This is a genomic window from Kingella kingae (genome assembly GCF_900475905.1).
In the GTDB taxonomy this organism is placed as follows: Bacteria; Pseudomonadota; Gammaproteobacteria; order Burkholderiales; family Neisseriaceae; genus Kingella; species Kingella kingae.
The window spans coordinates 1,832,807-1,856,119 of sequence record NZ_LS483426.1; the positions used below are offsets into that span (position 1 = coordinate 1,832,807).

The following is a 23,313-nucleotide window of genomic DNA, read 5'->3' on the forward strand; positions in this document are numbered from 1 at the left end:
AAAAAGTGCAGGCTGCTTTTTATATGTTTTATAAACCAAACGGTGCAATATCGCCCTTCCCTTGTCGCACCAATTCCGTGCCATCGGTCATATCAATCACAGTCGTTGGCTCTGTGCCGCACCAACCGCCATCAATCACCAAATCCACCGAATGCTCCAAACGCTCGCGGATTTCGTATGGGTCGGATAACGGCTCATCGTCTTCGGGCAACATCAAAGTACACGACAACAACGGCTCGCCCAATTCGCGCAACAACGCCAGCGCAATCGCATTATCTGGCACGCGCAAACCAATCGTTTTGCGCTTTGGATGCAAAGTGCGATTGGGGACTTCTTTGCTAGCAGGCAAAATAAAAGTATATGCCCCAGGCGTGGTCATTTTAAGCTGGCGAAATTGGCTGTTGTCCACTTTGGCATACGTTCCCAGTTCGCTCAAATCGGCACAAAGCAGGGTTAAATGATGCTTTAAATCAATTTTGCGGATAGACAAAATGCGTTCCATTGCGGTTTTGTCGCCCAACTGGCACACCAGCGCGTAACAAGAATCGGTCGGCAGCACCGCCACACCGCCTTGACGCACGATTTCGCAGGCTTGCTTAATCAATCTTTCTTGCGGATTGTCGGGGTGAATCACAAACAGTTGCGCCATGGCTTGCTCCTAGTTTTCCGTTTTTAAGTAATGTTCCAAAATCGCCAAAGCATATTGCACGGCTTGTTGGCGTACTTGCTCGCGGTTGCCCGAAAATCGGTATTGCTTTGCCCAAATGCGGCGTTTGGTCGCAAAACCAAACCACACCGTGCCAACTGGTTTGTCTGCCGTGCCGCCATCAGGACCAGCAATACCCGAAATGCTCAACGCATAATCGCATTTGGACGCGATGAGTGCGCCCAATGCCATTTCGCGCACCGTTTCTTCGCTGACTGCGCCATAATGTCGCAAAGTGCTGTCATTCACGTTCAACAACTGGCGTTTGGATTGGTCGGAATAGGTGACAAAACTGCGCTCAAAATAGGCGGAACTGCCTGCCACGCTGGTCAAAGCTACCGACAATAAGCCGCCTGTGCACGATTCGGCGCAGGTAACGGTTTGTTTGCGCTCGGTTAAGGTTTTCGCAATGTATTCAATTCGTGTCATAAAAATCGTTTATCCAAATTCAAGCAACCTGCAATGTGGGGACATCTTCATCAAAACTGCAAATAATCATTTTAAAATCAATATTTTTATCGGTTTGTTTGCCACGCATACTGTCTCGGCTCGCCTGCACAAATCGCACATGGGTAAAGTATTTGTTTGCCGATACTTCGGGCAATACGTCTTCATCTTTCACGATTTCGATGCTCAACAAATGCACGCTTTGCGCCAAGCGATTGTGTTCATAATTGCCCTGCACGGCTTTGCAATCCAGCACTCTTTGATTAGCGCGCAAAATTTCCAGCAACAAATTAGTGGCGTGATAAGTTGGCATCATCACTTGACTCCAACGATGCAAATCTTCGCGTCTTTGTTGTGCAGGCTGCTTTTGCCAAAAATAATAGCTGGGCAATTCTACGGGCGTTGTACCACCTGCCACCACAATGCGCTGTTTCAACGCCATTAGCCACTCATTTTCGCGGATATGTTGCCCGAATTTTTGTTGCACATCTTGCAAATCTTGCGAAGTTTTTTGAATTCTGTCCAACAACGCGCGGTTACCCTTGTTGCGAACCGCCTGTCGCTGGCGTTCCAATTCCTGCAAAATATCCAGTTTCAGTTCCGCTCTGGACGAGCAATCCATAATCTCAAACAAGCTGCTCAACGCCACATGGTGCGACCATTTGTCATCACTTTGCATGGTGTGATTGAAACGATTGAACAGGTGTTCAATACGAATAAGACTGCGAACGCGCTCTGAAAGTGGGTGGTCAAAACGTAGCATTTATTTTTTTCCTATTGATATATAGTGAAATGAAATCGCAGTAGTACGACGTTACCAACGTCCTTATGTGCTATTTGCACACGGCGGACGTTGTCGCCTTGTCCTATTTTTATTTCATTTCACTACAATTTGGCTATATTTTTGATGCAGCTTTTCCACCGCATCGCGTAAATCGTGCAGGCTGCTTGTATTGTCTAAATAATCGTCTGCGTATTGTAAACGCTCGCTGTCGCTTGCCTGCGCCTGCATAATGGCGCGAACCGCCGCTTCTGTCAAACCGCTGCGCTGCATCACGCGCTCAATCCGCACTTTTTCATCGCAACCGACCACCAAAATACGCAACACCAACTGCTGAAAAGTTGGGTGTTCAATAAGCGTGGGGACTTCAATCACGCCATAAACCGCATTGGTGCAGGCTGCTTGGGCGATTTGAATATCTTGCAAAATCAAAGGGTGCAAAATGCCTTCCAAACGCTGCCGTGCTTGCGTGTCGGCAAACACGATTTCGCGCATTGCCGCACGGTCAAGGCAGCCTGCACTATCCAAAACCTGCGTGCCAAATTCGGCGGCAATTTGCTGCATTGCCGTGCTGTTGGGCGTTTGCGTTAATTGTTTGGCGACTTTGTCTGCGTCTATCACAGGCACGCCCAACAAAGCAAAACAGGCAGCGACCTGTGATTTGCCGCTGCCGATTCCGCCTGTTAATCCAATCCAAGCTGTCATGTCAGAAACCCGACCCAGTGAGCCAAGCTGTTACGCCACGCATCACCACATCGTAAAACAAAAAGACCAACCAGCCGGCAACGCCCAAACACGGGCCGTATGCCATTGGCTGTTCTTTGCCAATGCCCCGAATAATGGCAACCACCAAAAACACCATCGCCGCAGCAAAAATCACCACAGGCAAAATCCATGCACCCAGCCACGCACCAATCGCAGCCAGCATTTTGAAATCGCCTGCGCCCATGCCGTCCACGCCACGAATTAGTTTATAGGTTTGCGACAGCGTCCACAGACTCATGTAGCCAATCAACATGCCCCAAACCGATTGCGTTAGCGGAATGAAGCCTGTAAGCAAGTTAAACAACAAGCCCCAGCGCATCAATGGAATGGTTAAGTCATCGGGCAAAAGTTGGGTGTCGGCATCAATAAAGGTCATGGCAACGACATAAGCGGTAAACAAACACGCGCCTACGGTGTACCAAGTCCAGCCATACTTGAATGCCATTACCGCAAACAACACGCCTGTGAGTAGTTCTACCAAAGGATAGCGAATGCTAATGGGTTTGTGGCAGCCTGCACATTTGCCACGCAACATCAACCAGCTCAACACAGGAATGTTTTGCCAAGGACGCACGGCTGAACCGCAGTTGCCACAACGCGATGGCGGTGTCATCAAGTTGAATGTGCCTGACACAGCACGGTTTAAGCCAAAGTGTTCGCGCAGACCTTGTTCTACGGATGCAGGCTGCTTTTGCCAAAATTCATCGTTGATATTGAGTTGCTCGCAGGCTGCTTCTGTCCAATCGCGGTTAAGCATCACGGGCAGCCGATAAATGACCACATTTAAAAAGCTGCCGATGAGTAAGCCGAAAAGTAGCGCAATCCAAATTTCCAAATTGTTCATATACGCTAACTTTATGCCACTACATTACCCAAGTTAAACAATGGCAAGTACATTGCGACCAGAATCACACCAATGATACCGCCTAATACCACCATAATGATGGGTTCCATCAAAGATGACAACATTCCCACCGCAGCATCAACTTCGTCTTCATAGAATTCAGCGGTTTTGTTTAACATATCATCCAACGCGCCAGATTCTTCACCAATGGAAGCCATTTGCACTACCATGTTCGGGAATAAATTAGTTGCCTGCATACCCGATGTCAAAGAAATACCTTGGTTTACTTTGGAACGAATTTCGCGAGTGGCTTCTTCGTAAATAATATTACCTGCTGCACCAGCTACCGAATCCAATACTTCCACCAATGGCACACCCGCAGTAAATAAGGTTGCAGTAGTACGTGCCCAACGTGCAATCGTTGCTTTACGAACAATATCACCAAAAATTGGCGTTTTTAACAACCATGTATCCACTTTTTTCTGGAACGCATGAGATCTCTTATGGAATTGAATCAGCGCAACCACACCGCCAATCAAAGCCAAAATAATCAACCAACCAAATTCCACAAACGCATTGGAAATATTCATCATAAATTGCGTCAACGGTGGCAATTCTGCGCCCATGCTACTGTACACCTTACCAAACTCTGGCAACACGAACATCATCATCACAATCACCAAGGCAACCGCCACCACCACAATAGAAATTGGGTAAGTCAAAGCCGATTTCACTTTTTTCTTAATCGCTTCGGTTTTTTCTTTATAGGTTGCCAGTTTGTCTAACAAGCCTTCCAATACACCGCCTGCCTCACCTGCGGCAACCAAGTTGCAATAGAATTTGTCAAAATATTTAGGGTGCTTAGCAAACGAATCGCCCAATGCTTCACCTTGTTCCACATCGTTGCGAATTTCCATCAGCATGGCAGTCATAGATGCATTGGCATGACCTTTTGCCACAATATCAAACGCTTGCATCAATGGTAAACCTGCTTTCATCATGGTAGAAAGTTGGCGCGTAAACACCGCAATGTCGGCAGAAGTAATTTTCTTATCTTTTGCCTTTTTCATTTTAGTCAGTTGCAACACCTTAATTTGGCGACGCGCTAACTTCTGACGTGCTTCGTCTTCATTTTTAGCAATCACTTCGCCACGTACGATTGAATCGGTACTTAAATTGCGACCTTCAAACTGGTAGCGATTGCCTTTTTCTTTCTTAACAGGCTTGGCAGCCGCTGCTTTTTTTACAGATGCTTTTTTAACAGGTTTTTTTGCAGCCATGTTATTTCCTTTAAATAATAATTAAAATACAAATAGATAATCAAAATTACTCGTTAGTTGTCGCAATCACTTCTTCCAAAGTGGTTACACCTTGCATCACTTTGAGCAAGCCAGAACGGCGCAAATCGCACAAACCTTCTTCATAGGCAATGTTAGCAATATCCACTTCTGTACCGCCTTTCATGATAACGGCTTTCATTTTTTCCGTCATCGGCATCACTTCGTACAAGCCTGCACGACCTTTGTAGCCTTTGCCTTTACACGCATCACAACCTACGGCACGATACATTGTCCAATCTTTTGCCAAATCTTCGTCAGTAAAACCTGCATCGCGCAATACATTTTCAGGCGGACGTTCCATTGGGGCTTTACACGCGCTGCACAAACGACGTGCCAAACGCTGCGCCATAATCAAGTTCACTGCCGATGCAATATTAAACGGCGCAACACCCATGTTCAACATACGCGACAAGGTGGCTGGGGCATTGTTGGTGTGCAAGGTTGAGAACACCATGTGACCTGTTTGTGCGGCTTTAATCGCAATATCGGCTGTACCCAAGTCACGAATCTCACCAATCATGATGATGTCTGGGTCTTGACGCAAGAATGCTTTTAGCGCAGCTTCAAAAGTTAAGCCTTGTTTGTCGTTTACGTTTACTTGATTGATGCCTGGTAAGTTAATCTCCGCAGGGTCTTCCGCGGTGGAGATGTTTACGTCATCGGTATTCAAAATGTTTAAGCAGGTGTAAAGCGATACGGTTTTACCCGAGCCTGTAGGCCCTGTTACCAGCACCATGCCGTATGGACGATAAATCGCGTCCATAATCAATTTTTTCTGGAAGTCTTCAAAACCCAGTTGGTCAATGTTCAAGCTGGCGGCATCGGAGTTCAAAATACGCATCACGACTTTTTCGCCAAACAAACACGGCATGGTGTTCACACGAAAGTCAATCGCTTTGGTATTTTTAGAAAATTGCAACTGAATACGTCCGTCTTGTGGGACGCGCTTTTCAGAAATATCCAGTTTCGCCATTACCTTGATGCGCGATGCCAGCTGGCTACGCAATGCCAATGGTGGCTGTACGATTTCGCGCAACTGACCGTCTGTACGGAAACGCACACGCGCCATAAATTCATAGAACTCAAAGTGAATATCGGACGCACCCGATGTCACGGCATCGTGCAGAATTTTTTGAATGAAACGGGCAACAGGGCCGTCCTCTTCTTCTTCGCCATCCACAATCATGCCTGTTTGGGCTTGTGCTTCTTGCAGGCTGCTGTCCATGCCCATTTCTTTAAGCAGGCTGCTATTGCTTTGACCAAACCATTCCAACACGGTATTTAATTGATCATCGCGCACAATCACTAAATCAATCGCCAAGCCGCTGCTGAACACGACTTTTTGCAAATTTTGGATATTGGTTGGGTCAGACACCGCCAAATACAATTTTTTACCACGCTTAAACAATGGAATGCAGCGCAATTCCATCATTTGCGATTCATCCAAAATATCAGGGACGATTTTGCTGCGTGGGAAGAAGTTTAAATCCAACATCGGATAGTTAAACATGGTGGCACACAGCTCTGCCAAGTCTTCTGGTGTAATCAGCTTGTCGGCAAAAATGGAAGCCAAAATCGGTTTATCGGCTTTAATCGCTTCTTGATATTTGGCTAAATTCTCTTGTGGTACGAGTTTTTTCTGTACCAAAATTCGCAATAAACCTGCGCTCATGGGATCGTTCCTATGCTACGAAGCAGCGTGTTTGCGCTACTTAAAATAAAGTCAACAATAGTGGCGATTATACAAGATAATCGCCACTCTGTTAGTTTAATGCAGAAAATGTAAAGTTTTTGTGCATATCACGTTTCATCTGCACAACACAAATCCGCTTTTTTGGCAAAAGCAGCCTGCACTTTTTATGTGTTTTGCAAACAGGTCTGTTCTAAACGCAACAAATCGTCCAACGTCTCGCGCTGGCGAATCACGCGCACATTATCGCCTTGCACCAACACTTCGACGGCGCGGCAACGGGTGTTATAATTGCTCGCCATGCTTGCGCCATACGCACCTGCGCTGCGAACCAGCAACACATCGCCTTGTTCTGCCACGATTTCGCGGTTTTGCGCCAAAAAGTCGCCTGTTTCGCAAATTGGGCCAACCACATCGGCAAACATTGCAGGCTGCTTTTTATCGCTCGCGTTTTCAATGTGATGATAGGCTTGATACAAAGCTGGGCGCATTAAATCATTCATCGCTGCGTCCACAATCACAAAGTTTTTCTCTTCGCCTTGTTTGATAAATTCGACGCGCGTTAGCAATGTGCCTGCGTTGCCCACCAAGCTGCGACCTGGCTCTAACACCAAGCCCAAATCGCGCCCTGCCAACAATTTTTGCACGGCTTGAGCGTATTCTGCCAAATCGGGCGTTTGTTCGTCTTTGTACACAATGCCGACGCCGCCGCCCAAGTCAATATGTTGCAACACAATGCCCTGCGCTGCCAATTTGTCCACCAACAGCAACATGCGCTCGCACGCTTCCACCAACGGCGACAAATCGGTTAATTGCGAACCGATGTGGCAATCAATGCCGACCACGTTCAAATGTTGCAGGCTGCTTGCGTGTTGATACGCGCGTTCTGCGTCCGCCATCGCAATGCCAAATTTGTTTTCTTTCAAGCCTGTGGAAATATACGGATGCGTTTTCGCGTCCACATCGGGGTTGATTCGCAACGACACAGGCGCGATTTTGCCTAAACGCGCTGCCACTTCGTTCAATCTGTCCAATTCGGGCAAACTTTCTACGTTAAAGCACTTAATGCCTGCGTTGAGCGCGAATTCCATTTCCGCCACGCTTTTGCCCACGCCCGAAAAAATAATCTTGTTTGCCGCGCCACCTGCTGCCAGCACTCGCGCAATTTCGCCACCCGACACCGTGTCAAAACCGCTGCCCAGCTTGGCAAAATGCTGAATAATGCTCAAATTGCTGTTGGCTTTAATCGCATAACAAATCAATGACTTGCTTGATTCAAATGCCTGTTCATAGGCGCGATAGGCTTGGGTCAGCGCATTTTCGCTGTACACATAAAGTGGCGTGCCGAATTGGTTTGCCAGTTGTTCAAAAGAGACGTTTTCGCAGGTTTTCATTATTTTTTCTCGGTTGGATTGGTTGGTGTGCGTTTAAAATCGATGCCTGTTTGGATTGCACCGAATTTAGCATCGTCATTTTCTTTGGGTAGATACAAATCGCCCTTAAAACCGCAAGCGACAAGTTGTAAAGATAAAAGTAAATAAGCAATATTTTTCATAATAATCACAAAATTTAGGGGAATAAAAAAGTGCAGGCTGCTTTAAAAACTGGCAAAATGCGCGACATTTTAAATTATTTGGAAACATAAATCATGACCGAAACCGAATTTTTGCAACATTCTGACGCGCTGTTCGCCCACATTGAAAACGAATTGGATAACTACGATTTTGATTGCCTGCCTGCTGGCAACGTGCTGACGATTGAAGCCGACGATGGCACGCAAATTATTGTGAACCGCCACACGCCCAACCAAGAATTGTGGATTGCAGCCAAAAGCGGCGGCTATCATTTTGCCTACCAAAATGGCGCATGGCTGGCAACACGCGACCAAAGCGAGTTTTTTGCGGTGCTAAACGAAGCGTTGAGCGCGGCATTGGGCGAGCGTGTGGTGATTCCTGCTTTTGTGGCGTAATTAAATATAGTGGATTAAATTTAGATTAGGACAAGGCAACAACGACCGCCGTGTACAGCTAGTACATAAGGGAGTTGGCAACGCTGTACTAATCTAAATTTAATTCACTATAAAAGCAGCCTGCACTTTAAAATCACAAGGATTAAACCATGAATACCAACAACTTAAACCGTGCGATTGATTTGCCTGAACCGATTGCAGGCTGCTTTTTTCGTGCCAACTGGGTTACGCCCAAAAACGTGAAAACGCTGATTAGCACGCGCAATGGCGGTGTGAGCCAGCCACCATTTGCCAGCTTAAACGTAGGCGCACATGTGGGCGATAACCCTGCTGCTGTCGCGCAAAATCGCGCCATTTTGCAACAACACGTTCCTGTGCCGATGGTGTATCTGAATCAAACGCACAGCACCGATGTGGTGCAGGCTGCTTTGTGTGTGGACACGCTTGCCGATGCCGATGCGTCTTGGGACGATTCAGGGCGCGTGGCGTGTGCCGTGATGACTGCCGATTGCCTGCCTGTGCTGTTTTGCGACCACGCAGGCACAGTGGTAGCCGCAGCACACGCAGGCTGGCGTGGCTTGGCAAATGGCGTGTTGCAACAAACGATTGACGCCATGAAAGTCGCGCCCACCGAGATTATGGCGTATCTTGCCCCCGCGATTGGCGCAGAAGCCTTTGAAGTCGGGCAAGACGTATGGGACGCTTTTTGCACCGAGCTACCACAAGCCAGCAATGCCTTTGAGCCGATTGGCAACGGCAAATATTTGGCGGACATTTATGCGTTGGCGCGGTTGATTTTGCAACACGAAGGCGTTACCCAAATTTCGGGCGGCGAACATTGCACCGTGTTGGAGCGCGACACGTTTTTCTCGTATCGTCGCGATGGGCAAACGGGGCGTATGGTTAACGCGATTTGGTTGGAAAAATAGCAAAAGCAGCCTGCACTTTCAATCCCCAAAGTGCAGGCTGCTTTTTATCGGTTAAACGCCTTTTTTATCCAAATAGCTTTCGTAATCGCCCAAGTAATATTCATAACCACCTTTGCCGTCCAATTCAATAATTTGCGTGGCAAGAGACGACACAAATTGACGGTCATGCGACACAAAAATCAACGTGCCTTTGTATTTTTCCAACGCCATGTTCAGCGATTCAATGCTTTCCATGTCCATGTGGTTAGTCGGCTCGTCCATGATTAACACATTGGTTTTCAACAACAAAAGTTTGCCATACAACATACGACCTTTTTCGCCACCCGACAACACTTTCACTTTTTTCACCACGTCATTGCTGCCGAACAACAAACGCCCCAACGTGCCGCGAATCACTTGTTCATCATCACCTTCCTGACCCCATTGGCGCATCCACTCACTCAAATCCATATCGCAATCAAAATCTTTTTCGTGGTCTTGCGGATAGTAGCCAACTGTCGCTTTTTCCGCCCATTTAATCGTGCCAGCATCGGGCGTAACACCATCTGCATATTCGAGATTGAACGCGCCTGCCAACAATTTCAACAACGTGGATTTACCCGAACCATTCGGGCCGATAATCGCCAAACGCTGACCTGCTTCCATAATGTAAGACAGCTTTTCAAACAATGTCTTATCAAACGATTTCGCCAAATTTTCCACTTCAACGGCTTGACGGTGCAATTTATTTTTCTCGTCCATTTCAAAGCGAATAAACGGATTTTGACGGGTAGAAGGTTTGACTTCCACCATTTCCGCTTTGATTTTGTCGGCTTGTTTCAGGCGGCTGGTTGCTTGACGCGCTTTGGATTTGTTCGCAGAGAAACGCGCCACAAATTCTTGTAATTCTTGCAATTTTTCTTTGGCTTTGGCATTATCTTTCATCGCACGTTCACGCGATTGAGCCGATGCCAACATATAATCATCGTAATTACCAGGGTAAATCGTAATCGTGTTGTAATCCAAATCCGCCATGTGGGTGCAAACTTCGTTCAAGAAGTGGCGGTCATGGCTGATGATAATCATGGTGCTATCATATTGATTCAACATGTTTTCCAGCCAACGAATCGTGTTAATGTCCAAGTTATTCGTAGGCTCGTCCAGCAGCAAAACATCTGGTTTGGAAAACAAGGCTTGTGCCAACAATACACGCAATTTAAACCCCGGAGCCACTTCTGCCATGGTCGCGTTGTGCAAAGATTCTTCAATGCCCACACCCAGCAGCAATTCGCCTGCACGAGCCTCCGCCGTGTAGCCGTCATATTCCGCAAATTTTGCTTCCAATTCAGCCGCGTGCATATAATCGTCTTCGGTCGCTTCCAAATTGGCGTAAATCGCATCACGTTCGGTCATCGCCGCCCACATTTCAACGTGTCCCATCATCACGACATCTAACACGCGCATGTCTTCGTAAGCAAATTGGTCTTGCTTCAATTTACCCAAACGCACGCCGTTTTCAATCGCAACTTCGCCCGAAGTTTGCTCCAAATCGCCGCCCAAAATTTTCATGAATGTGGATTTACCCGAGCCATTCGCGCCAATCAAGCCGTAGCGATTGCCTTCGCCAAATTTAACCGATACGTTTTCAAACAATGGCTTTGCGCCAAATTGCATGGTGATGTTGTTGGTAGAAATCATGTTATTGTTTACCTGTTTACAAAATAAAAAAACGGCGCGATTTTATCACAAAAGCAGCCTGCACTTTCTGTTTCCAAAAAATGCAGGCTGCTTTGTTATTCAAACTCATCGCACCCAAGAACGCGGATTAATCGCTCTGCCACGATAGCGCAATTCAAAATACAAACCTTGTTCGCCTGCTGGCAATGTGCCGCTTGTGCCAATGTTTTGGCGTGCGCCCACACGGCTGCCATTGCTGACGGCAATTTGGCTCAACCCTGCATAGGTGGACATATAGCCATCGCCGTGGTCAATAATCACGGTGTTGCCAAAGCCACGCAAATTGGCGGCATAGGCGACCGTGCCTGCTGCAACGCTTTGTACGCCAGACGATGCCGTCTCAATAAACAAGCCGTTCCAAGTGCCGCCTGTTGCACGTGTGCTGCCGTAGCTGCCTGCCACGCGCCCCGATGTTGGCATCGGCAAATTGCCTTGACGATTGCCGACATTGCTTTCCACAGGTTTTGGCTCTGGTTTGGGTTCGGGTTTGATGACTGGCGGCGCGGCTGCCAATTCGGCTTCGCTCAACTCGTTTTGCGCTTTGGCTGCTTGTTCTACACGTTGTCGTGCGGCTTGGGTACGCGCTTCGGCTTCGGCGCGGCGTTGTGCGCTTTGACGCGACATAATGCCTGCTACCACGCTGTTTAGGCGTTGTTCGTCTTCGCGCAGTTGTGCCAATCGGCTGCGGCTGCTTGCCATTTCTTGATTCAATTTTTGACTGGTGGCTTGCGCTTGGCTGCGCGTTTGTCCCAGTTGCTGCATTTTTTGTTGTTGCTCATTTACCAAGGCTTGCAGTTTGGCAACTTGGTCATTGACGGCTTTTTCTTGTACTGCCAACTCTTTTTCCTGCACCGCTAATTTTTGAATCACTTGGTCGTTGGATTGATTGATTAAGCGCGTGTAAGTCAAAAATCGGCTTTTTTGATTGGAATCGGCGTTTTTCAAAAACAACGCCACCGCGTGTGGCTGGCGATTGCGATAGTTCGCCACCAACAAACGAGCGATTTGCGCTTTGCTGTTGGCGATTTCGGCTTGCAATTTAGACAAATCGCCCTGCAATTTTTGTAAGCGTTGCCATGCGACTTCACGGCGACGGTTCATTGCGATCAATTCACGCTGCGCGGCTGCCAATGCGGCTTTGGCTTGTGCCAAGGTTTGCTGCGCCTTGCGATGCGCTTCTTGCTTAACAGCCAAATCTTTTTGCGTGGCATCAATCGCTTGGCGAATGTTTTGTAATTTGCTGCTTGATGCTTCGGGCGCGGTATCGGGTGCAGCTTGCACGACTGTTCCCATCAACAAAAAAACCGCGCCAATCCATGCTGTGATTTTCATAACACTGTATTCAAATTCATAAAAAAGAACGCATTATATAAGCAAAACAGGTTTACACCAATTTTGTTCATGCCAAACAAAGTGCAGGCTGCTTTTTTAGCGTTTTCGCGTATAATTACGCTATTTTTTTTCACTATTTGCATTGTTGGCATTTTGTTTACGCAAAAAGCAGCCTGCACTTTCTATCTGTATTATGAAACCCAGTATTTTAGACAAACTCCAAACCCTAGCCGACCGATTGGAAGAAGTAACCGCCTTGCTCGGTTCGCCCGAAGCCACAGCAAACATGGACACTTACCGCAAACTCAACCAAGAACACGCGGAATTGACCCCAATCGTGGAAACCTACCAACAATATCGCCAAGCCGAAAGCGATTTGACGGACGCGCAAGAAATGTTGTCTGACCCCGACATGAAAGAATTTGCCGCCGAAGAAATTGAAGCCACCAAAATCAAAATTGAACAGCTTGATTTTGAATTACAAAAATTGCTGCTGCCCAAAGATGCGGACGATGATAAAAATATTTTCATTGAAATTCGCGCAGGCACAGGCGGCGATGAAGCGGCATTATTTGCAGGCGATTTATTGAGAATGTATAGCCGATTTGCCGAGCGCAATCGTTGGCAAACGGAAATCGTGTCCGCCAGCGAAAGCGATTTGGGCGGCTATAAGGAAGTGATTGTGCGTTTAATCGGTTTGGGTGCGTACAGCAAATTGAAATTTGAATCGGGCGGACACCGTGTTCAGCGTGTGCCAGCAACCGAAAGCCAAGGGCGCATTCACACGTCCGCGTGTACCGTTGCTGTGATGCCCGAAGCGGACGAATTGGAAGAAATTCAGTTAAATCCCAATGATTTACGCATTGATACATTCCGCGCAAGTGGCGCAGGTGGTCAGCACATCAACAAAACGGATTCCGCGATTCGCATTACCCACTTGCCCACAGGCATGGTGGTGGAATGCCAAGACGGTCGCAGCCAACACGCCAACAAAGCGCAAGCGATGAAAGTTTTGGCGGCGCGTTTGAACGACAAGCAAAAACGCGAAGCCCAAGCCAAAGAAGCCGCCGAGCGCAAATCGTTGATTGGTAGCGGCGACCGTAGCGAGCGCATTCGCACGTACAATTATCCGCAAGGGCGCGTAACCGACCATCGTATCAATTTGACCTTGCATAAATTGGATTTTGTGATGGACGGTGATATGGAAGAAATTACCAGCGCGTTGATTGCGGAACATCAGGCGGAATTGTTGGCGGCAATGGGGGATTAAAGCAAAAAGCAGCCTGCATATTTGATGCAGGCTGCTTTGAAAGGGAAAATCATGAAGAAATATTTGACTGGATTATGCTTGGCAATTTGGCATTTATTGATGCCTAATTCTGCGTTGGCGCAAAAGCCCATTCAGCAGCCTGAAATATCCACAATTTCTGATAATCCGATTGCATTTGGTTTTAAAGCAAATTGGTTAGCCATTCAATCGGATTCAGCCGAAACGGTTTTGCAAAAATTGCCTGTTCAATGATATGGAATAATTTTCAGGCAGCCTGAAAGGAATATCATGCAAAATTCATCATTACCCAAATGGTTTTGGAAATTGCTGCCGTTTTTAACTGGTCGCCAATCGGCAGCCGATTTTGAACAATGGCTAAATACGGATTGCGCGAAAAATCATTTTCCCGATGAAATTTATACAAAATTGTGGTGGGTGAATTATCGTGGTAATCAAGTGAAAAATGATATTCTTCAAATAATTAGTAATCAATATGGGCATGATGAAAAAATGCTTGTTATCCGAGAAATGCTAGATTTACTAGCAAATAAATTAGATTATTTGAAAATAGATAGTCCAGTTTGGGAAATTTTGCCGTTTTCTACTGAATATCAAGAAAATTTATATAGCATGATATTGGTGCGTAGCGAAATAGAAATGTTTATTGATAATGAAAATATGCAAAAAATTTATCATCAAAAGACTGCAGAATTTTTCGCTAAATTATGCGATGCGTTGGCAAATGATAGAGTTTTGCCTGAATTGCCAATAATGGGAAATTAGCTTTTCAGGTAGCCTGAAAGGAAAATATCATGCAAATTATCCAAAAATGGATTGGATTTTTAAATCAATCGTTTGATGTACCTGATGATTTTGATAATTTAGCGAATGATATAGTGGATTAAATTTAGATTAGGACAAGGCGACAACGACCGCCGTGTACATCTAGTACATAAGGGAGTTGGCAACACTGTACTAATCTAAATTTAATTCACTATAAAATCAACCAATTATTTTCAGGTTCTGACGATGATATTTTGTTAGAACCAGATGTTCAGATAATTTAAAATCCACCTATTAACTAATTTAAAAACAGAAAGAGACTTTTAAAAAATGGCAGTTATCATCACCACCCCAGAAGAACAAGACAAAATGCGTGAACTCGGTCGTTTGGTTGCCGAAGCATTGGATTATATTGGCGATTTTATCAAACCAGGCATCACCACCAACGAAATTGACAAACTGGTTTACGATTACCATGTAAACGTACAAGGCGGCTACCCAGCACCTTTGCACTACGGCAATCCGCCGTATCCAAAATCATGCTGCACATCAGTGAACCACGTGATTTGCCATGGCATTCCAGACGACAAACCGCTCAAAGAAGGCGACATCATCAATATCGACTTAACCATCAAAAAAGACGGTTTCCACGGCGACAGTAGCCGTATGTTTGCAGTGGGCAAAATCAGCCCACAGGCACAACGCCTGATTGACGTAACCCACGAATCCATGATGGCAGGCATTGCTGCTGTGAAATCAGGCGCAACTTTGGGCGACGTTGGTTACGCGTGTCAGCAAGTGGCTGAAAACGCAGGTTATTCTGTGGTGCAGGAATTTTGTGGACACGGCATTGGGCGTGAATTTCACTGCGAACCGCAAGTGCTGCACTACGGTCGCAAAGGCACAGGTTTGGTGCTGAAACCCGGTATGATTTTCACGATTGAGCCGATGATTAACCAAGGTAAACGCCACCTGCGCATTTTGGACGACGGCTGGACTGTTGTTACCAAAGACCGCAAATTGTCCGCACAATGGGAACACGAAGTTTTGGTAACCGAAACAGGGTGCGAAATTTTGACGATTTCTCCGCGTACAGGTCGTCCATAAAACACTTTCAGGCTGCTTGATATTTTCAGGCAGCCTGAAAATATGAAATCAATAAATATGTTATACATCAAAAACTTAATCTATTGGACTATTCTCCCCCTTTCTATGCCTATTATGTTCATCTGCGTGATTTTCGCGCTGCCGTTTGACAAAGGCGTGAACAAAGTCGGCTTGGCATGGGTGAAAATGCTGCTTTGGGTGCTGAAAAACATCGTGGGGCTGAACTATGTGGTGCGTGGCGCAGAAAATATCCCCAGCACGCCGTCTATCATTTGCGCGAAACACCAAAGCGGCTGGGAAACGCTGGCGTTGCAAGAAATTTTCCCATTGCAAATCTATGTCGCCAAAAAAGAATTGTTCAACATTCCCTTTTTTGGCTGGGGCTTGAAACTGGCGAAAACCATCGGCATCGACCGCAAAGCAGGTGCGAAAGCCACGCAAATGTTGTTGGAACAAGGTATGGCGCGTAAAAACGAGGGCTTTTGGATTGCGATTTTCCCTGAAGGCACGCGCATGCCTGCTGGCGAGCGCGGTCGCTATAAATTGGGCGGCGCGCGCATGGCAAAATTGTTTGAAATGGATTTGGTGCCTGTGGCATTGAACAGCGGCGAATTTTGGCCGCGCAACTCGTTTTTGAAACACCCTGGCACGATAACCGTTGTGATTGGTGAGCCGATTTCGCACACTTTAGGCAATGAAGTCGAGCTCACTCGCGCTTGCGAAACGTGGATTGAAGCGCAGCAAGAAAAGATTTCGGGTGTAGGGCCGTTTGCCAAGCGTGATTAAATCAAACAACAAAAAGTGCAAGCTGCTTTTAAATATCCAAGCAGCCTATTTAAAAGCAGCTTGCACTTTGTTATAGTGGATTAAATTTAGATTAGGACAAGGCGACAACGACCGCCGTGTACAGCTAGTACATAAGGGAGTTGGCAACGCTGTACTAATCTAGATTGGTGGTGTCCTGAAAAGTGTGCTGTAAAACTAAACAATGCCAAAGTGAATATCAAAGAAAGCTAAATCAAAAACTTTCTTGTGATAAAACATACTTTTAGAAAAACAACACGTTTTTCTAAACGCTCGCCTTACTTTGTGCCGTAAACGACAGTTATTACCCTCAATGCCAACTGTGTGTTGCTTACCAACTAGATGCCATTCTTCATTTGAAAAGACATTTAAAAATGCAGCCCAGTCGTCGGTCGCCATTCTGTCATAGGTTACACGCAACTCTTTCAAACGCCGTTTGAGTGCTCGCGCTGTTGCTAAATCGCGCTTACCCCAAACGTAAGCGACAATTTCGCCACTTTCTCTGTGATAGGCATAGACTAGCCACACTTTATTAGACTTGTTACCGACAAATGTCCAAAACTCGTCTATTTCAAGTGTAGGGTAATGTTTTTGTTTAGGAAATGGCTCAAACTCATGGCGTTTTAAAGCAGCCTGAACTTTGTCTTTGCTGTAACCCGTAATTGCTGCAATATCGCGAATACCACAACCTCTAACGGTCATTCTCCAAACCTGTTCATCAGCTTTGGAATGACAACCCTTATAGGTAAGGTTATGGTCGCCAATAAAATTACGACAAAAATCTTTGCAAAAATATTTTTGTTTACGATTGCCAGAGTAGCCATTTTTCTTTATATTTTGTCCTTGGCAGCGAGGACAAGTTAGAGTTATTTCTGTTTTCACACACTCAAATATACTCTGTTTTCGCTGCTTTTTTATTGCTTATTTTTTTACAGCACACTTTTCAGGACACCACCTCTAAATTTAATTCACTATATTTCTATTAAACGTGGAAACTCTCGCCACAACCGCAGCTTTCTTTCACATTCGGATTTTCAAATTTAAAGCCCTCTTGCAAACCTTCTTTTTGATAATCCACTTGCGTACCGTCCAAATAAACCAAACTTTTTGGGTCGATAAACACTTTCACGCCATCTTGTTCAAAAACCGTGTCTTCGGCTTGCACTTCGTCCACAAATTCCAATGTGTACGCCATGCCCGAACAGCCGCTGGTTTTAACACCAATGCGAATGCCCTCGCCTTTACCGCGTTTTGCCAAGAAATTTTGAATGTGTTGAGCCGCATTTTGCGTTACTGTAATCATCGTTTTTTCCTTGATTTTTTGATTGAATAATGTGCAGGCTGCTTTTAAACACCCAAGCAGCCTGCGCCCTATTTACGCGCCTTGTTTTTTCTTGTAATCCGCAACGGCGGCTTTAACCGCGTCTTCTGCCAAAATTGAGCAGTGGATTTTCACCGGTGGCAATTCCAATTCTTCTGCGATTTCGCTGTTTTTGATTGCCAACGCTTCGTCCAAAGATTTGCCTTTTACCCATTCGGTAATCAAGCTAGAAGACGCAATCGCCGAACCGCAACCATAGGTTTTGAATTTGGCATCTTCAATCACGCCTTGTTCGTTTACCTTGATTTGCAATTTCATCACGTCGCCACAAGCAGGTGCGCCAACCATGCCTGTGCCGACATCGTTGTCGTCTTTGTTGAATGAACCGACGTTGCGTGGGTTTTCGTAGTGGTCAATCACTTTATCGCTATATGCCATGATGTATGTTCCTTGTGTTTTGTTTATAAAGGTTTTTGTTAATAAAAAGGTTTCAGGCCACCTGAAAACCAACGTAGTGAGTTTCCGCGAAGCTGAAATTATTCAATGCGCCGCCCACAATGGTTTGCGTTTGCGGAAAAGTGGTGTTCACGTTTTCCAAGCGCGAAATGCTGTGTATCAGTGCCACAATGTTTTTCTTGGCAAGAAAACGGTTTTGGGCAAGGGTTAGTGTGAATTTATTTTGCATGGTTTTTATTTTAATGATGCCGTCTTAAATCTTAAAGGGCATTTATGCTGCCTGAAAATAATTTCAATCATGTAGGTTGTTGAAAGCCATTTACAAATTTCAAATATTGAAAATCACCTTCATCAGTCTCTGTTTCTTTTTGAAATTTTAAATATTCAAATAATTTTTGTGAAGGAATATTATCTTTATCAACAATAGCTTCAAAATAAATTCCTTCTTTTATATTATTACGTAAAATAATTTCACTAGCAAAAATATCTAAACAATCCGCAACAAAAATTTTAGCTAATCCTTGATTTTGATATTTTTCTAAAACAGCGCAACCTATTTGAAATACAGCTTTACCATCAAAATAAGGTTCAACAGGGGCTACTTGACATATAGCTCTAACTTCACTTTTAAATCTTGGCGATACCTTACTTGGGATAATGAAAGCATAAGTAAATCTTGGAATTCCATTAGGTCTGTCAAATTCTAAATAATAATTTTTATTTGGATTAATTAATTTTGGAATAATCCTCTTTTTATTGAATTCTTCTTGAAAGCTAATTAAAGCTACGTATGGATTTATAGTAGTCATAACATTGTTTTACTCTAAATATACATTTTAAATTCAGGCTACCTGAAAACTAAGAGCCTGTATTCACAAACAACTATTTGATAAATCTTAATATTTGTGAAATATACCCTAGTTTAACAAAATTTTCAGCAGATAAATTCGTCTGCTCAAAATCTTTTGCTAAACGTCCAGACCAACCTAACCATGCAAACGTTCGTTCTACAATCCAACGTTTGGGCAGAATATGCCAAGAAATATCTTGAATTCTCTTTGAAATCTCAACAGTTAAACCCAATTGCTCTGATACTTCACGCTCAAATGTATTCCGATAACCTGCGTCTGCACAGAAACCTTTTAAACTCGGATAGGTCTCAAACGCTTTTTTTGCTACAAAAATACCTGCTTTTGTGTCATGAATATTGGCTGCATGAATCACAACAGACAATAGATTACCCAACGTATCAACAGCTATATGTCGCTTACGACCTTTGATTTTTTTACCTCCATCAAAACCTTTATCATGTGCGCTAGAAGCTGTTTTGACACTTTGTGAATCAATAATGGCATAAGTTGGCATTGCTTGTTTTTGATGGATTAAACGTTTTTTTGAACCAATGCCAAAAGAATTCTATCCCATAAGCCTGATTGATTGGCTCTGCGATAGAAACTCCATACGGTTGAATAAGGTGGAAAATCATTGGGCAGCATACGCCATTGGCAACCTGTTTTGGTCATGTACAAAACGGCATTCACTAATAATTTACGTTTATCCCATTTGTAGTGGCGTAGCTGGTTAAAATATGGCTCAATCGCTTGCCATTGGGCATCTGTTAAGTCTGTTGGGTAGGATTTTCTGGTCATAAAGATATTTTATTATTTTTGTGAATACAGGTTCTAATTTCCCACACTTTCAGGCAGCCTGCACACTTAAATCATCAAAAAAATCAATGCTCCGCCCACTCCACCGTACTCAAATCCACACCGTCTTTAAACATTTCCCACAACGGCGACATTTCACGCAATTTGCCGATTTGCGATTTGATGAGTTCGGCGGCGAATTTCACTTCGTCTTCGGTTGTCATGCGACCGAATGTGATGCGCAGCGATGAGTGCGCCAACTCGTCATTGCGACCGAGTGCGCGTAAAACGTAGCTGGGTTCAAGGCTGGCTGAAGTACACGCCGAGCCACTGGATACGGCGATTTCTTTCACTGCCATAATCAAACTTTCGCCTTCCACAAAGTTAAAGCTCACGTTCAAATTGGTTGCCACGCGGTTTTCCAAATCGCCGTTGATGTAAACTTCTTCGATGTCTTTGATGCCGTTCAAGAAAATTTCGCGCAATTTTAAAGCGTGTGCCGTGTCTTTTTCCAATTCCAATTTTGCCAAACGGAACGCTTCGCCCATGCCTACGATTTGGTGTGTCGGTAATGTGCCAGAACGGAAACCGCGTTCGTGTCCGCCACCGTGCATTTGCGCTTCCAAGCGTACGCGTGGTTTGCGGCGAACATATAATGCGCCGATGCCTTTCGGACCATAGATTTTGTGTGCCGACATAGACAGCAAATCTACATTTGCGGTTTCTACGTCCACAGGCGTTTTACCACAGGCTTGGGCTGCATCCACATGGAAAATAATTTTGTGTTCACGACAAATTTTGCCGATTTCTGGGATATTTTGGATTACGCCAATTTCATTGTTTACCCACATCACAGAAATCAAAATCGTGTCGGGGCGAATGGCGGATTTTAATTCTTCCAAATCCAACAAGCCGTTTTCTTGCACATTTAAATAAGTTACTTCAAAGCCTTGACGCTCCAACTCGCGCATGGTGTCCAACACAGCTTTGTGTTCGGTTTTTAAGGTAATCAGGTGTTTACCTTTGGTTTTGTAGAATTGCGCTGCACCTTTGATTGCCAAGTTGTTGGATTCAGTCGCGCCGCTTGTGAATACGATTTCTTTGCTGTCGGCATTAATCAAATCGGCGATGTTTTTACGCGCTTCTTCTACGGCTTCTTCTGCTTCCCAGCCGTAAGCGTGGCTGTTTGACGCTGGATTACCAAACATTTCAGTCATATACGGCAACATTTTATCCAAGACACGGCGGTCAATCGGGGTTGTGGCTGCGTAATCCAGATAAATCGGTTTTTGTTTTTGAGTCATGGTTTTTTGTCCTTAATGTGTGTTTTTATTGAAAATTAAACGTGAATATGGGTCATGCGTACAATTTGCGTGGCTTTGTCGGGCTGTTGCTGCTCCAACAAGCTGGCGAGTGTTACGCTGCTCAAATAGTTGTCAATCGTGTGGTTTAGGTTTTCCCACAGATTGTGCGTTAAACAGGGCGCGCCGCTTTGACAGTTGGCTTTACCGCTGCACAAAGTCGCGTCCAAACGGTCTTCGGCGGCGGCAATAATTTGCGAAATATTGATTTGGTCGGCAGACTTGCCCAACACATAACCGCCACCTGGCCCGCGTATGCTTTCTACCAAGCCTGCGCGGCGAAGTTTGCTAAACAGTTGTTCTAAATAGGAAAGTGAAATTTGTTGGCGTTCGCTAATCGCGTTGAGTTTAACGGCGTGGCTTTGTGCATTCATCGCTAAATCTATCATGGCGGTTACGGCGAAACGTCCTTTTGTGGTCAATCTCATGGTTTATGTACTCCACTTTTTTATTGGTTTTGTGGACGCGATTGTCTAATATCCGACTATTTTAGTCAAGATTAAAAAAAGCTATAAGCGATATAGTTTGCAGGCTGCTTTTTTTCTGTATCAAAGCAGCCTGCACTTTCAATCAACAATCCAAACCTTCTTGCACCATTTGCGCCGCACGCAAAACTGCACGCGCTTTATTTTGCGTTTCCTGCCATTCGCTTTCTTCCACGCTGTCCGCGACAATGCCCGCACCGCTACTCACAAACAGCTCGCCATTTTTCACAATCGCCGTACGAATCACAATCGCCAAATCCATATCGCCATTAAAACCCCAAACGCCCACCGCGCCACCAAAAATATTGCGCTTAATCGGTTCTAATTCTTCAATAATTTCCAAAGCGCGAACCTTCGGCGCACCCGACAATGTGCCAGCAGGGAAAGTCGCCGCGAGAATGTCCATATTAGTCGTATTCGGTTTCAGGCAGCCTTCCACATTGGAAACGATGTGCATAACGTGCGAATATTTCTCAATCACCATTTTATCCGTAACCGCCACTTGCCCCGTTTGGCTAATTCGCCCCACATCATTGCGCCCCAAATCAATCAACATCGTGTGTTCCGCGATTTCTTTCGGGTCGTTGAGCAAATCTTGTGCGTTTGCCGCGTCCTGTTCTGGCGTTGCACCGCGCAAACGTGTGCCAGCAATCGGGCGAACCACCACCGTTTCACGTTCACGGCGCACCAAAATTTCAGGCGACGAGCCAATAATATGAAAATCGCCAAAATCGTAGTAAAACAAATACGGCGATGGATTGAGCGTCCGCAACGCACGATACAAATGCAACGGCTTGTCGGTAAACGGTAATTTCATCGTTTGAGCTGGCACAACCTGCATACAATCGCCATTCAAAATGTATTCACGCACACGGCGCACATACGATTTAAATGTCTCTTCGCCTGTTAAATGTTCAGGCTGTGTCGTTTGGCTGCCAAGCGAAAGCGAAATCGCAACACTCTGGCGCAATTTTTCGCGCAGATTTTCCAATTTTTCACGCGCCAATTCATAGCCTTGCGGATTGCTTGGGTCGGCATACACAATCAAATAAATTTTGCCGCTCAAATTATCAATGACCGCCAATTCTTGCGACAACATCAACAAAATATCAGGCGTACTCAACGGATTAGATTTTGCAGGCTGCTTTAAACGGTGCGCGATGTGTTCAAAATAATAAATGCTTTCATAGCCAAAATAACCCACCAAACCGCCTGTAAAACGCGGTAATTTGTCAATCTCTGGTGTTTTAAATTTCGCGTGAAATTGCTCAATAAATGGAAGTGGATTGCCATCATGAGTTTGAGTAAGTTGATGATTTTCGTACAATTCGGTGCGGCTGCCTGAAACTTTAATGTAAGTATGGCACGGCAGCCCGATAAACGAATATCGCCCAAAGCGTTCGCCACCCACCACCGATTCCAGCAAATAAGTAAACGGTTGATTGGCAAGTTTCAAATACAGCGACAATGGCGTGTCCAAATCCGCCAGCAATTCTTGCACAAGCGGAATGCGGTTGTAGCCTTGCGCGACTTGGTTTAGGTATTGTTGTTTGGTAATCAT

General features: G+C 45.2%; 28 protein-coding genes. 7 read left to right on the plus strand and 21 right to left on the minus strand.

The genetic code is table 11. The features are described 5' to 3' along the window. Nucleotides 1-28 precede the first annotated feature (28 nt). The 9 genes from DQN52_RS09905 to lptM form a co-directional block, all read right to left on the minus strand. The gene (locus tag DQN52_RS09905) at nucleotides 29-649 is read right to left on the minus strand and encodes an L-threonylcarbamoyladenylate synthase (RefSeq protein WP_003787790.1); all 621 of its coding nucleotides are present in this window, start codon (nucleotides 647-649) and stop codon (nucleotides 29-31) included. A 9-nt stretch (nucleotides 650-658) separates the two neighbouring features. Beyond that, nucleotides 659-1,135 (minus strand): nicotinamide-nucleotide amidase, encoded by a 477-nt coding sequence (gene pncC / locus DQN52_RS09910; RefSeq protein WP_003787789.1) that lies wholly within the window; start codon nucleotides 1,133-1,135, stop codon nucleotides 659-661. A gap of 19 nt (nucleotides 1,136-1,154) precedes the next feature. Next, nucleotides 1,155-1,916: a cell division protein ZapD gene (gene zapD / locus DQN52_RS09915; protein ID WP_003787787.1), complete on the minus strand. Its 762-nt coding sequence runs from the start codon at nucleotides 1,914-1,916 to the stop codon at nucleotides 1,155-1,157. A 114-nt stretch (nucleotides 1,917-2,030) separates the two neighbouring features. Continuing rightward, nucleotides 2,031-2,639: a dephospho-CoA kinase gene (gene coaE, locus DQN52_RS09925; protein ID WP_003787784.1), complete on the minus strand. Its 609-nt coding sequence runs from the start codon at nucleotides 2,637-2,639 to the stop codon at nucleotides 2,031-2,033. Between the two features lies 1 nt (nucleotide 2,640). Further along, complete coding sequence (locus DQN52_RS09930; protein WP_003787782.1) at nucleotides 2,641-3,543, minus strand: prepilin peptidase; 903 nt, start codon at nucleotides 3,541-3,543, stop codon at nucleotides 2,641-2,643. A gap of 11 nt (nucleotides 3,544-3,554) precedes the next feature. Then, nucleotides 3,555-4,823 carry a type II secretion system F family protein gene (locus DQN52_RS09935; RefSeq protein WP_003787779.1) on the minus strand — a complete coding sequence of 423 codons (1,269 nt, stop codon included), beginning with the start codon at nucleotides 4,821-4,823 and terminating at the stop codon, nucleotides 3,555-3,557. A 46-nt stretch (nucleotides 4,824-4,869) separates the two neighbouring features. Next, complete coding sequence (gene pilB / locus DQN52_RS09940; protein ID WP_003787777.1) at nucleotides 4,870-6,555, minus strand: type IV-A pilus assembly ATPase PilB; 1,686 nt, start codon at nucleotides 6,553-6,555, stop codon at nucleotides 4,870-4,872. A 185-nt stretch (nucleotides 6,556-6,740) separates the two neighbouring features. Continuing rightward, nucleotides 6,741-7,967, minus strand: a complete 1,227-nt coding sequence (gene lysA, locus DQN52_RS09945) for a diaminopimelate decarboxylase (RefSeq protein ID WP_003787776.1) — start codon at nucleotides 7,965-7,967, stop codon at nucleotides 6,741-6,743. Then, nucleotides 7,967-8,128: an LPS translocon maturation chaperone LptM gene (gene lptM / locus DQN52_RS10840; RefSeq protein WP_003787775.1), complete on the minus strand. Its 162-nt coding sequence runs from the start codon at nucleotides 8,126-8,128 to the stop codon at nucleotides 7,967-7,969. The genes lysA and lptM overlap by 1 nt, the downstream gene beginning before the upstream one ends. Before the next feature lie 90 nt (nucleotides 8,129-8,218). Between lptM and cyaY the strand changes: the two genes are divergently transcribed. Further along, nucleotides 8,219-8,542, plus strand: coding sequence for an iron donor protein CyaY (gene cyaY, locus DQN52_RS09950; protein ID WP_099046165.1), 324 nt, complete (start codon nucleotides 8,219-8,221; stop codon nucleotides 8,540-8,542). 149 nt (nucleotides 8,543-8,691) lie between these two features. Beyond that, entirely contained in the window at nucleotides 8,692-9,471 is a 780-nt protein-coding gene (gene pgeF, locus DQN52_RS09955) for a peptidoglycan editing factor PgeF (protein ID WP_003787769.1), read from the plus strand. A 51-nt stretch (nucleotides 9,472-9,522) separates the two neighbouring features. Here the strand turns inward: pgeF and DQN52_RS09960 are convergent, their stop codons facing one another. Both DQN52_RS09960 and DQN52_RS09965 read right to left on the minus strand, forming a co-directional pair. Then, nucleotides 9,523-11,148 carry an ABC-F family ATPase gene (locus DQN52_RS09960; protein WP_003787766.1) on the minus strand — a complete coding sequence of 542 codons (1,626 nt, stop codon included), beginning with the start codon at nucleotides 11,146-11,148 and terminating at the stop codon, nucleotides 9,523-9,525. A 105-nt stretch (nucleotides 11,149-11,253) separates the two neighbouring features. Then, nucleotides 11,254-12,519, minus strand: a complete 1,266-nt coding sequence (locus DQN52_RS09965) for a murein hydrolase activator EnvC family protein (RefSeq protein ID WP_003787765.1) — start codon at nucleotides 12,517-12,519, stop codon at nucleotides 11,254-11,256. Between the two features lie 193 nt (nucleotides 12,520-12,712). Here DQN52_RS09965 and prfA point away from each other — a divergent pair, with 193 nt between their 5' ends. From prfA to DQN52_RS09990, 5 genes are all read left to right on the plus strand, one after another. Further along, nucleotides 12,713-13,789, plus strand: coding sequence for a peptide chain release factor 1 (gene prfA / locus DQN52_RS09970; RefSeq protein WP_032827773.1), 1,077 nt, complete (start codon nucleotides 12,713-12,715; stop codon nucleotides 13,787-13,789). Between the two features lie 51 nt (nucleotides 13,790-13,840). Continuing rightward, a complete protein-coding gene (locus DQN52_RS09975; protein ID WP_223877602.1) occupies nucleotides 13,841-14,041 on the plus strand; it encodes an acyl-phosphate glycerol 3-phosphate acyltransferase in 201 nt (66 codons plus the stop codon). Between the two features lie 36 nt (nucleotides 14,042-14,077). After that, on the plus strand, nucleotides 14,078-14,572 hold the full coding sequence (locus DQN52_RS09980; protein WP_003787757.1) for a hypothetical protein: 495 nt from the start codon (nucleotides 14,078-14,080) through the stop codon (nucleotides 14,570-14,572). A gap of 330 nt (nucleotides 14,573-14,902) precedes the next feature. Further along, nucleotides 14,903-15,679 (plus strand): type I methionyl aminopeptidase, encoded by a 777-nt coding sequence (gene map, locus DQN52_RS09985; protein ID WP_003787755.1) that lies wholly within the window; start codon nucleotides 14,903-14,905, stop codon nucleotides 15,677-15,679. A 57-nt stretch (nucleotides 15,680-15,736) separates the two neighbouring features. Continuing rightward, nucleotides 15,737-16,465: a lysophospholipid acyltransferase family protein gene (locus DQN52_RS09990; protein ID WP_032827772.1), complete on the plus strand. Its 729-nt coding sequence runs from the start codon at nucleotides 15,737-15,739 to the stop codon at nucleotides 16,463-16,465. Between the two features lie 195 nt (nucleotides 16,466-16,660). Here the strand turns inward: DQN52_RS09990 and DQN52_RS09995 are convergent, their stop codons facing one another. The 10 genes from DQN52_RS09995 to trpE all read right to left on the minus strand — a co-directional run bounded on the left by DQN52_RS09995 (nucleotide 16,661) and on the right by trpE (nucleotide 23,313). Further along, complete coding sequence (locus DQN52_RS09995) at nucleotides 16,661-17,365, minus strand: IS1 family transposase (protein WP_071461625.1); 705 nt, start codon at nucleotides 17,363-17,365, stop codon at nucleotides 16,661-16,663. Between the two features lie 100 nt (nucleotides 17,366-17,465). Then, nucleotides 17,466-17,786 carry an iron-sulfur cluster assembly protein IscA gene (iscA, locus tag DQN52_RS10000; protein WP_003787750.1) on the minus strand — a complete coding sequence of 107 codons (321 nt, stop codon included), beginning with the start codon at nucleotides 17,784-17,786 and terminating at the stop codon, nucleotides 17,466-17,468. A gap of 72 nt (nucleotides 17,787-17,858) precedes the next feature. Continuing rightward, nucleotides 17,859-18,242, minus strand: coding sequence for a Fe-S cluster assembly scaffold IscU (iscU, locus tag DQN52_RS10005; RefSeq protein WP_003787748.1), 384 nt, complete (start codon nucleotides 18,240-18,242; stop codon nucleotides 17,859-17,861). A gap of 52 nt (nucleotides 18,243-18,294) precedes the next feature. Continuing rightward, nucleotides 18,295-18,489: a hypothetical protein gene (locus tag DQN52_RS10010; RefSeq protein ID WP_032827771.1), complete on the minus strand. Its 195-nt coding sequence runs from the start codon at nucleotides 18,487-18,489 to the stop codon at nucleotides 18,295-18,297. Nucleotides 18,490-18,556: 67 nt separating this feature from the next. After that, the gene (locus DQN52_RS10015; protein ID WP_003787744.1) at nucleotides 18,557-19,069 is read right to left on the minus strand and encodes a GNAT family N-acetyltransferase; all 513 of its coding nucleotides are present in this window, start codon (nucleotides 19,067-19,069) and stop codon (nucleotides 18,557-18,559) included. 73 nt (nucleotides 19,070-19,142) lie between these two features. Next, nucleotides 19,143-19,664 carry an IS5 family transposase gene (locus DQN52_RS11235; RefSeq protein WP_331250429.1) on the minus strand — a complete coding sequence of 174 codons (522 nt, stop codon included), beginning with the start codon at nucleotides 19,662-19,664 and terminating at the stop codon, nucleotides 19,143-19,145. Continuing rightward, nucleotides 19,643-19,909 (minus strand): transposase, encoded by a 267-nt coding sequence (locus DQN52_RS11240; RefSeq protein WP_071461636.1) that lies wholly within the window; start codon nucleotides 19,907-19,909, stop codon nucleotides 19,643-19,645. The genes DQN52_RS11235 and DQN52_RS11240 overlap by 22 nt, the downstream gene beginning before the upstream one ends. 83 nt (nucleotides 19,910-19,992) lie before the next feature. Next, nucleotides 19,993-21,210 carry an IscS subfamily cysteine desulfurase gene (locus DQN52_RS10030; RefSeq protein ID WP_003787742.1) on the minus strand — a complete coding sequence of 406 codons (1,218 nt, stop codon included), beginning with the start codon at nucleotides 21,208-21,210 and terminating at the stop codon, nucleotides 19,993-19,995. Nucleotides 21,211-21,245: 35 nt separating this feature from the next. Then, on the minus strand, nucleotides 21,246-21,695 hold the full coding sequence (iscR, locus tag DQN52_RS10035; RefSeq protein ID WP_003787741.1) for a Fe-S cluster assembly transcriptional regulator IscR: 450 nt from the start codon (nucleotides 21,693-21,695) through the stop codon (nucleotides 21,246-21,248). A gap of 142 nt (nucleotides 21,696-21,837) precedes the next feature. Continuing rightward, entirely contained in the window at nucleotides 21,838-23,313 is a 1,476-nt protein-coding gene (gene trpE, locus DQN52_RS10040; RefSeq protein WP_003787739.1) for an anthranilate synthase component I, read from the minus strand.

What these genes read in the sequence shown, in the direction of transcription:
- pilB (WP_003787777.1), bottom strand. Translation starts at nt 6,555, where the DNA reads ATGAGCGCAGGTTTATTGCGAATTTTGGTACAGAAAAAACTCGTACCA.
- pncC (WP_003787789.1), bottom strand. Translation starts at nt 1,135, where the DNA reads ATGACACGAATTGAATACATTGCGAAAACCTTAACCGAGCGCAAACAA.
- DQN52_RS10010 (WP_032827771.1), bottom strand. Translation starts at nt 18,489, where the DNA reads ATGCAAAATAAATTCACACTAACCCTTGCCCAAAACCGTTTTCTTGCC.
- prfA (WP_032827773.1), top strand. Translation starts at nt 12,713, where the DNA reads ATGAAACCCAGTATTTTAGACAAACTCCAAACCCTAGCCGACCGATTG.
- zapD (WP_003787787.1), bottom strand. Translation starts at nt 1,916, where the DNA reads ATGCTACGTTTTGACCACCCACTTTCAGAGCGCGTTCGCAGTCTTATT.
- iscU (WP_003787748.1), bottom strand. Translation starts at nt 18,242, where the DNA reads ATGGCATATAGCGATAAAGTGATTGACCACTACGAAAACCCACGCAAC.
- DQN52_RS09905 (WP_003787790.1), bottom strand. Translation starts at nt 649, where the DNA reads ATGGCGCAACTGTTTGTGATTCACCCCGACAATCCGCAAGAAAGATTG.
- DQN52_RS10015 (WP_003787744.1), bottom strand. Translation starts at nt 19,069, where the DNA reads ATGACTACTATAAATCCATACGTAGCTTTAATTAGCTTTCAAGAAGAA.
- DQN52_RS09965 (WP_003787765.1), bottom strand. Translation starts at nt 12,519, where the DNA reads ATGAAAATCACAGCATGGATTGGCGCGGTTTTTTTGTTGATGGGAACA.
- map (WP_003787755.1), top strand. Translation starts at nt 14,903, where the DNA reads ATGGCAGTTATCATCACCACCCCAGAAGAACAAGACAAAATGCGTGAA.
- lysA (WP_003787776.1), bottom strand. Translation starts at nt 7,967, where the DNA reads ATGAAAACCTGCGAAAACGTCTCTTTTGAACAACTGGCAAACCAATTC.
- iscR (WP_003787741.1), bottom strand. Translation starts at nt 21,695, where the DNA reads ATGAGATTGACCACAAAAGGACGTTTCGCCGTAACCGCCATGATAGAT.
- lptM (WP_003787775.1), bottom strand. Translation starts at nt 8,128, where the DNA reads ATGAAAAATATTGCTTATTTACTTTTATCTTTACAACTTGTCGCTTGC.
- trpE (WP_003787739.1), bottom strand. Translation starts at nt 23,313, where the DNA reads ATGATTACCAAACAACAATACCTAAACCAAGTCGCGCAAGGCTACAAC.
- DQN52_RS10030 (WP_003787742.1), bottom strand. Translation starts at nt 21,210, where the DNA reads ATGACTCAAAAACAAAAACCGATTTATCTGGATTACGCAGCCACAACC.
- DQN52_RS09990 (WP_032827772.1), top strand. Translation starts at nt 15,737, where the DNA reads ATGTTATACATCAAAAACTTAATCTATTGGACTATTCTCCCCCTTTCT.
- pgeF (WP_003787769.1), top strand. Translation starts at nt 8,692, where the DNA reads ATGAATACCAACAACTTAAACCGTGCGATTGATTTGCCTGAACCGATT.
- iscA (WP_003787750.1), bottom strand. Translation starts at nt 17,786, where the DNA reads ATGATTACAGTAACGCAAAATGCGGCTCAACACATTCAAAATTTCTTG.
- DQN52_RS09935 (WP_003787779.1), bottom strand. Translation starts at nt 4,823, where the DNA reads ATGGCTGCAAAAAAACCTGTTAAAAAAGCATCTGTAAAAAAAGCAGCG.
- DQN52_RS11240 (WP_071461636.1), bottom strand. Translation starts at nt 19,909, where the DNA reads ATGACCAGAAAATCCTACCCAACAGACTTAACAGATGCCCAATGGCAA.
- DQN52_RS09975 (WP_223877602.1), top strand. Translation starts at nt 13,841, where the DNA reads ATGAAGAAATATTTGACTGGATTATGCTTGGCAATTTGGCATTTATTG.
- coaE (WP_003787784.1), bottom strand. Translation starts at nt 2,639, where the DNA reads ATGACAGCTTGGATTGGATTAACAGGCGGAATCGGCAGCGGCAAATCA.
- DQN52_RS09960 (WP_003787766.1), bottom strand. Translation starts at nt 11,148, where the DNA reads ATGATTTCTACCAACAACATCACCATGCAATTTGGCGCAAAGCCATTG.
- DQN52_RS09930 (WP_003787782.1), bottom strand. Translation starts at nt 3,543, where the DNA reads ATGAACAATTTGGAAATTTGGATTGCGCTACTTTTCGGCTTACTCATC.
- DQN52_RS09980 (WP_003787757.1), top strand. Translation starts at nt 14,078, where the DNA reads ATGCAAAATTCATCATTACCCAAATGGTTTTGGAAATTGCTGCCGTTT.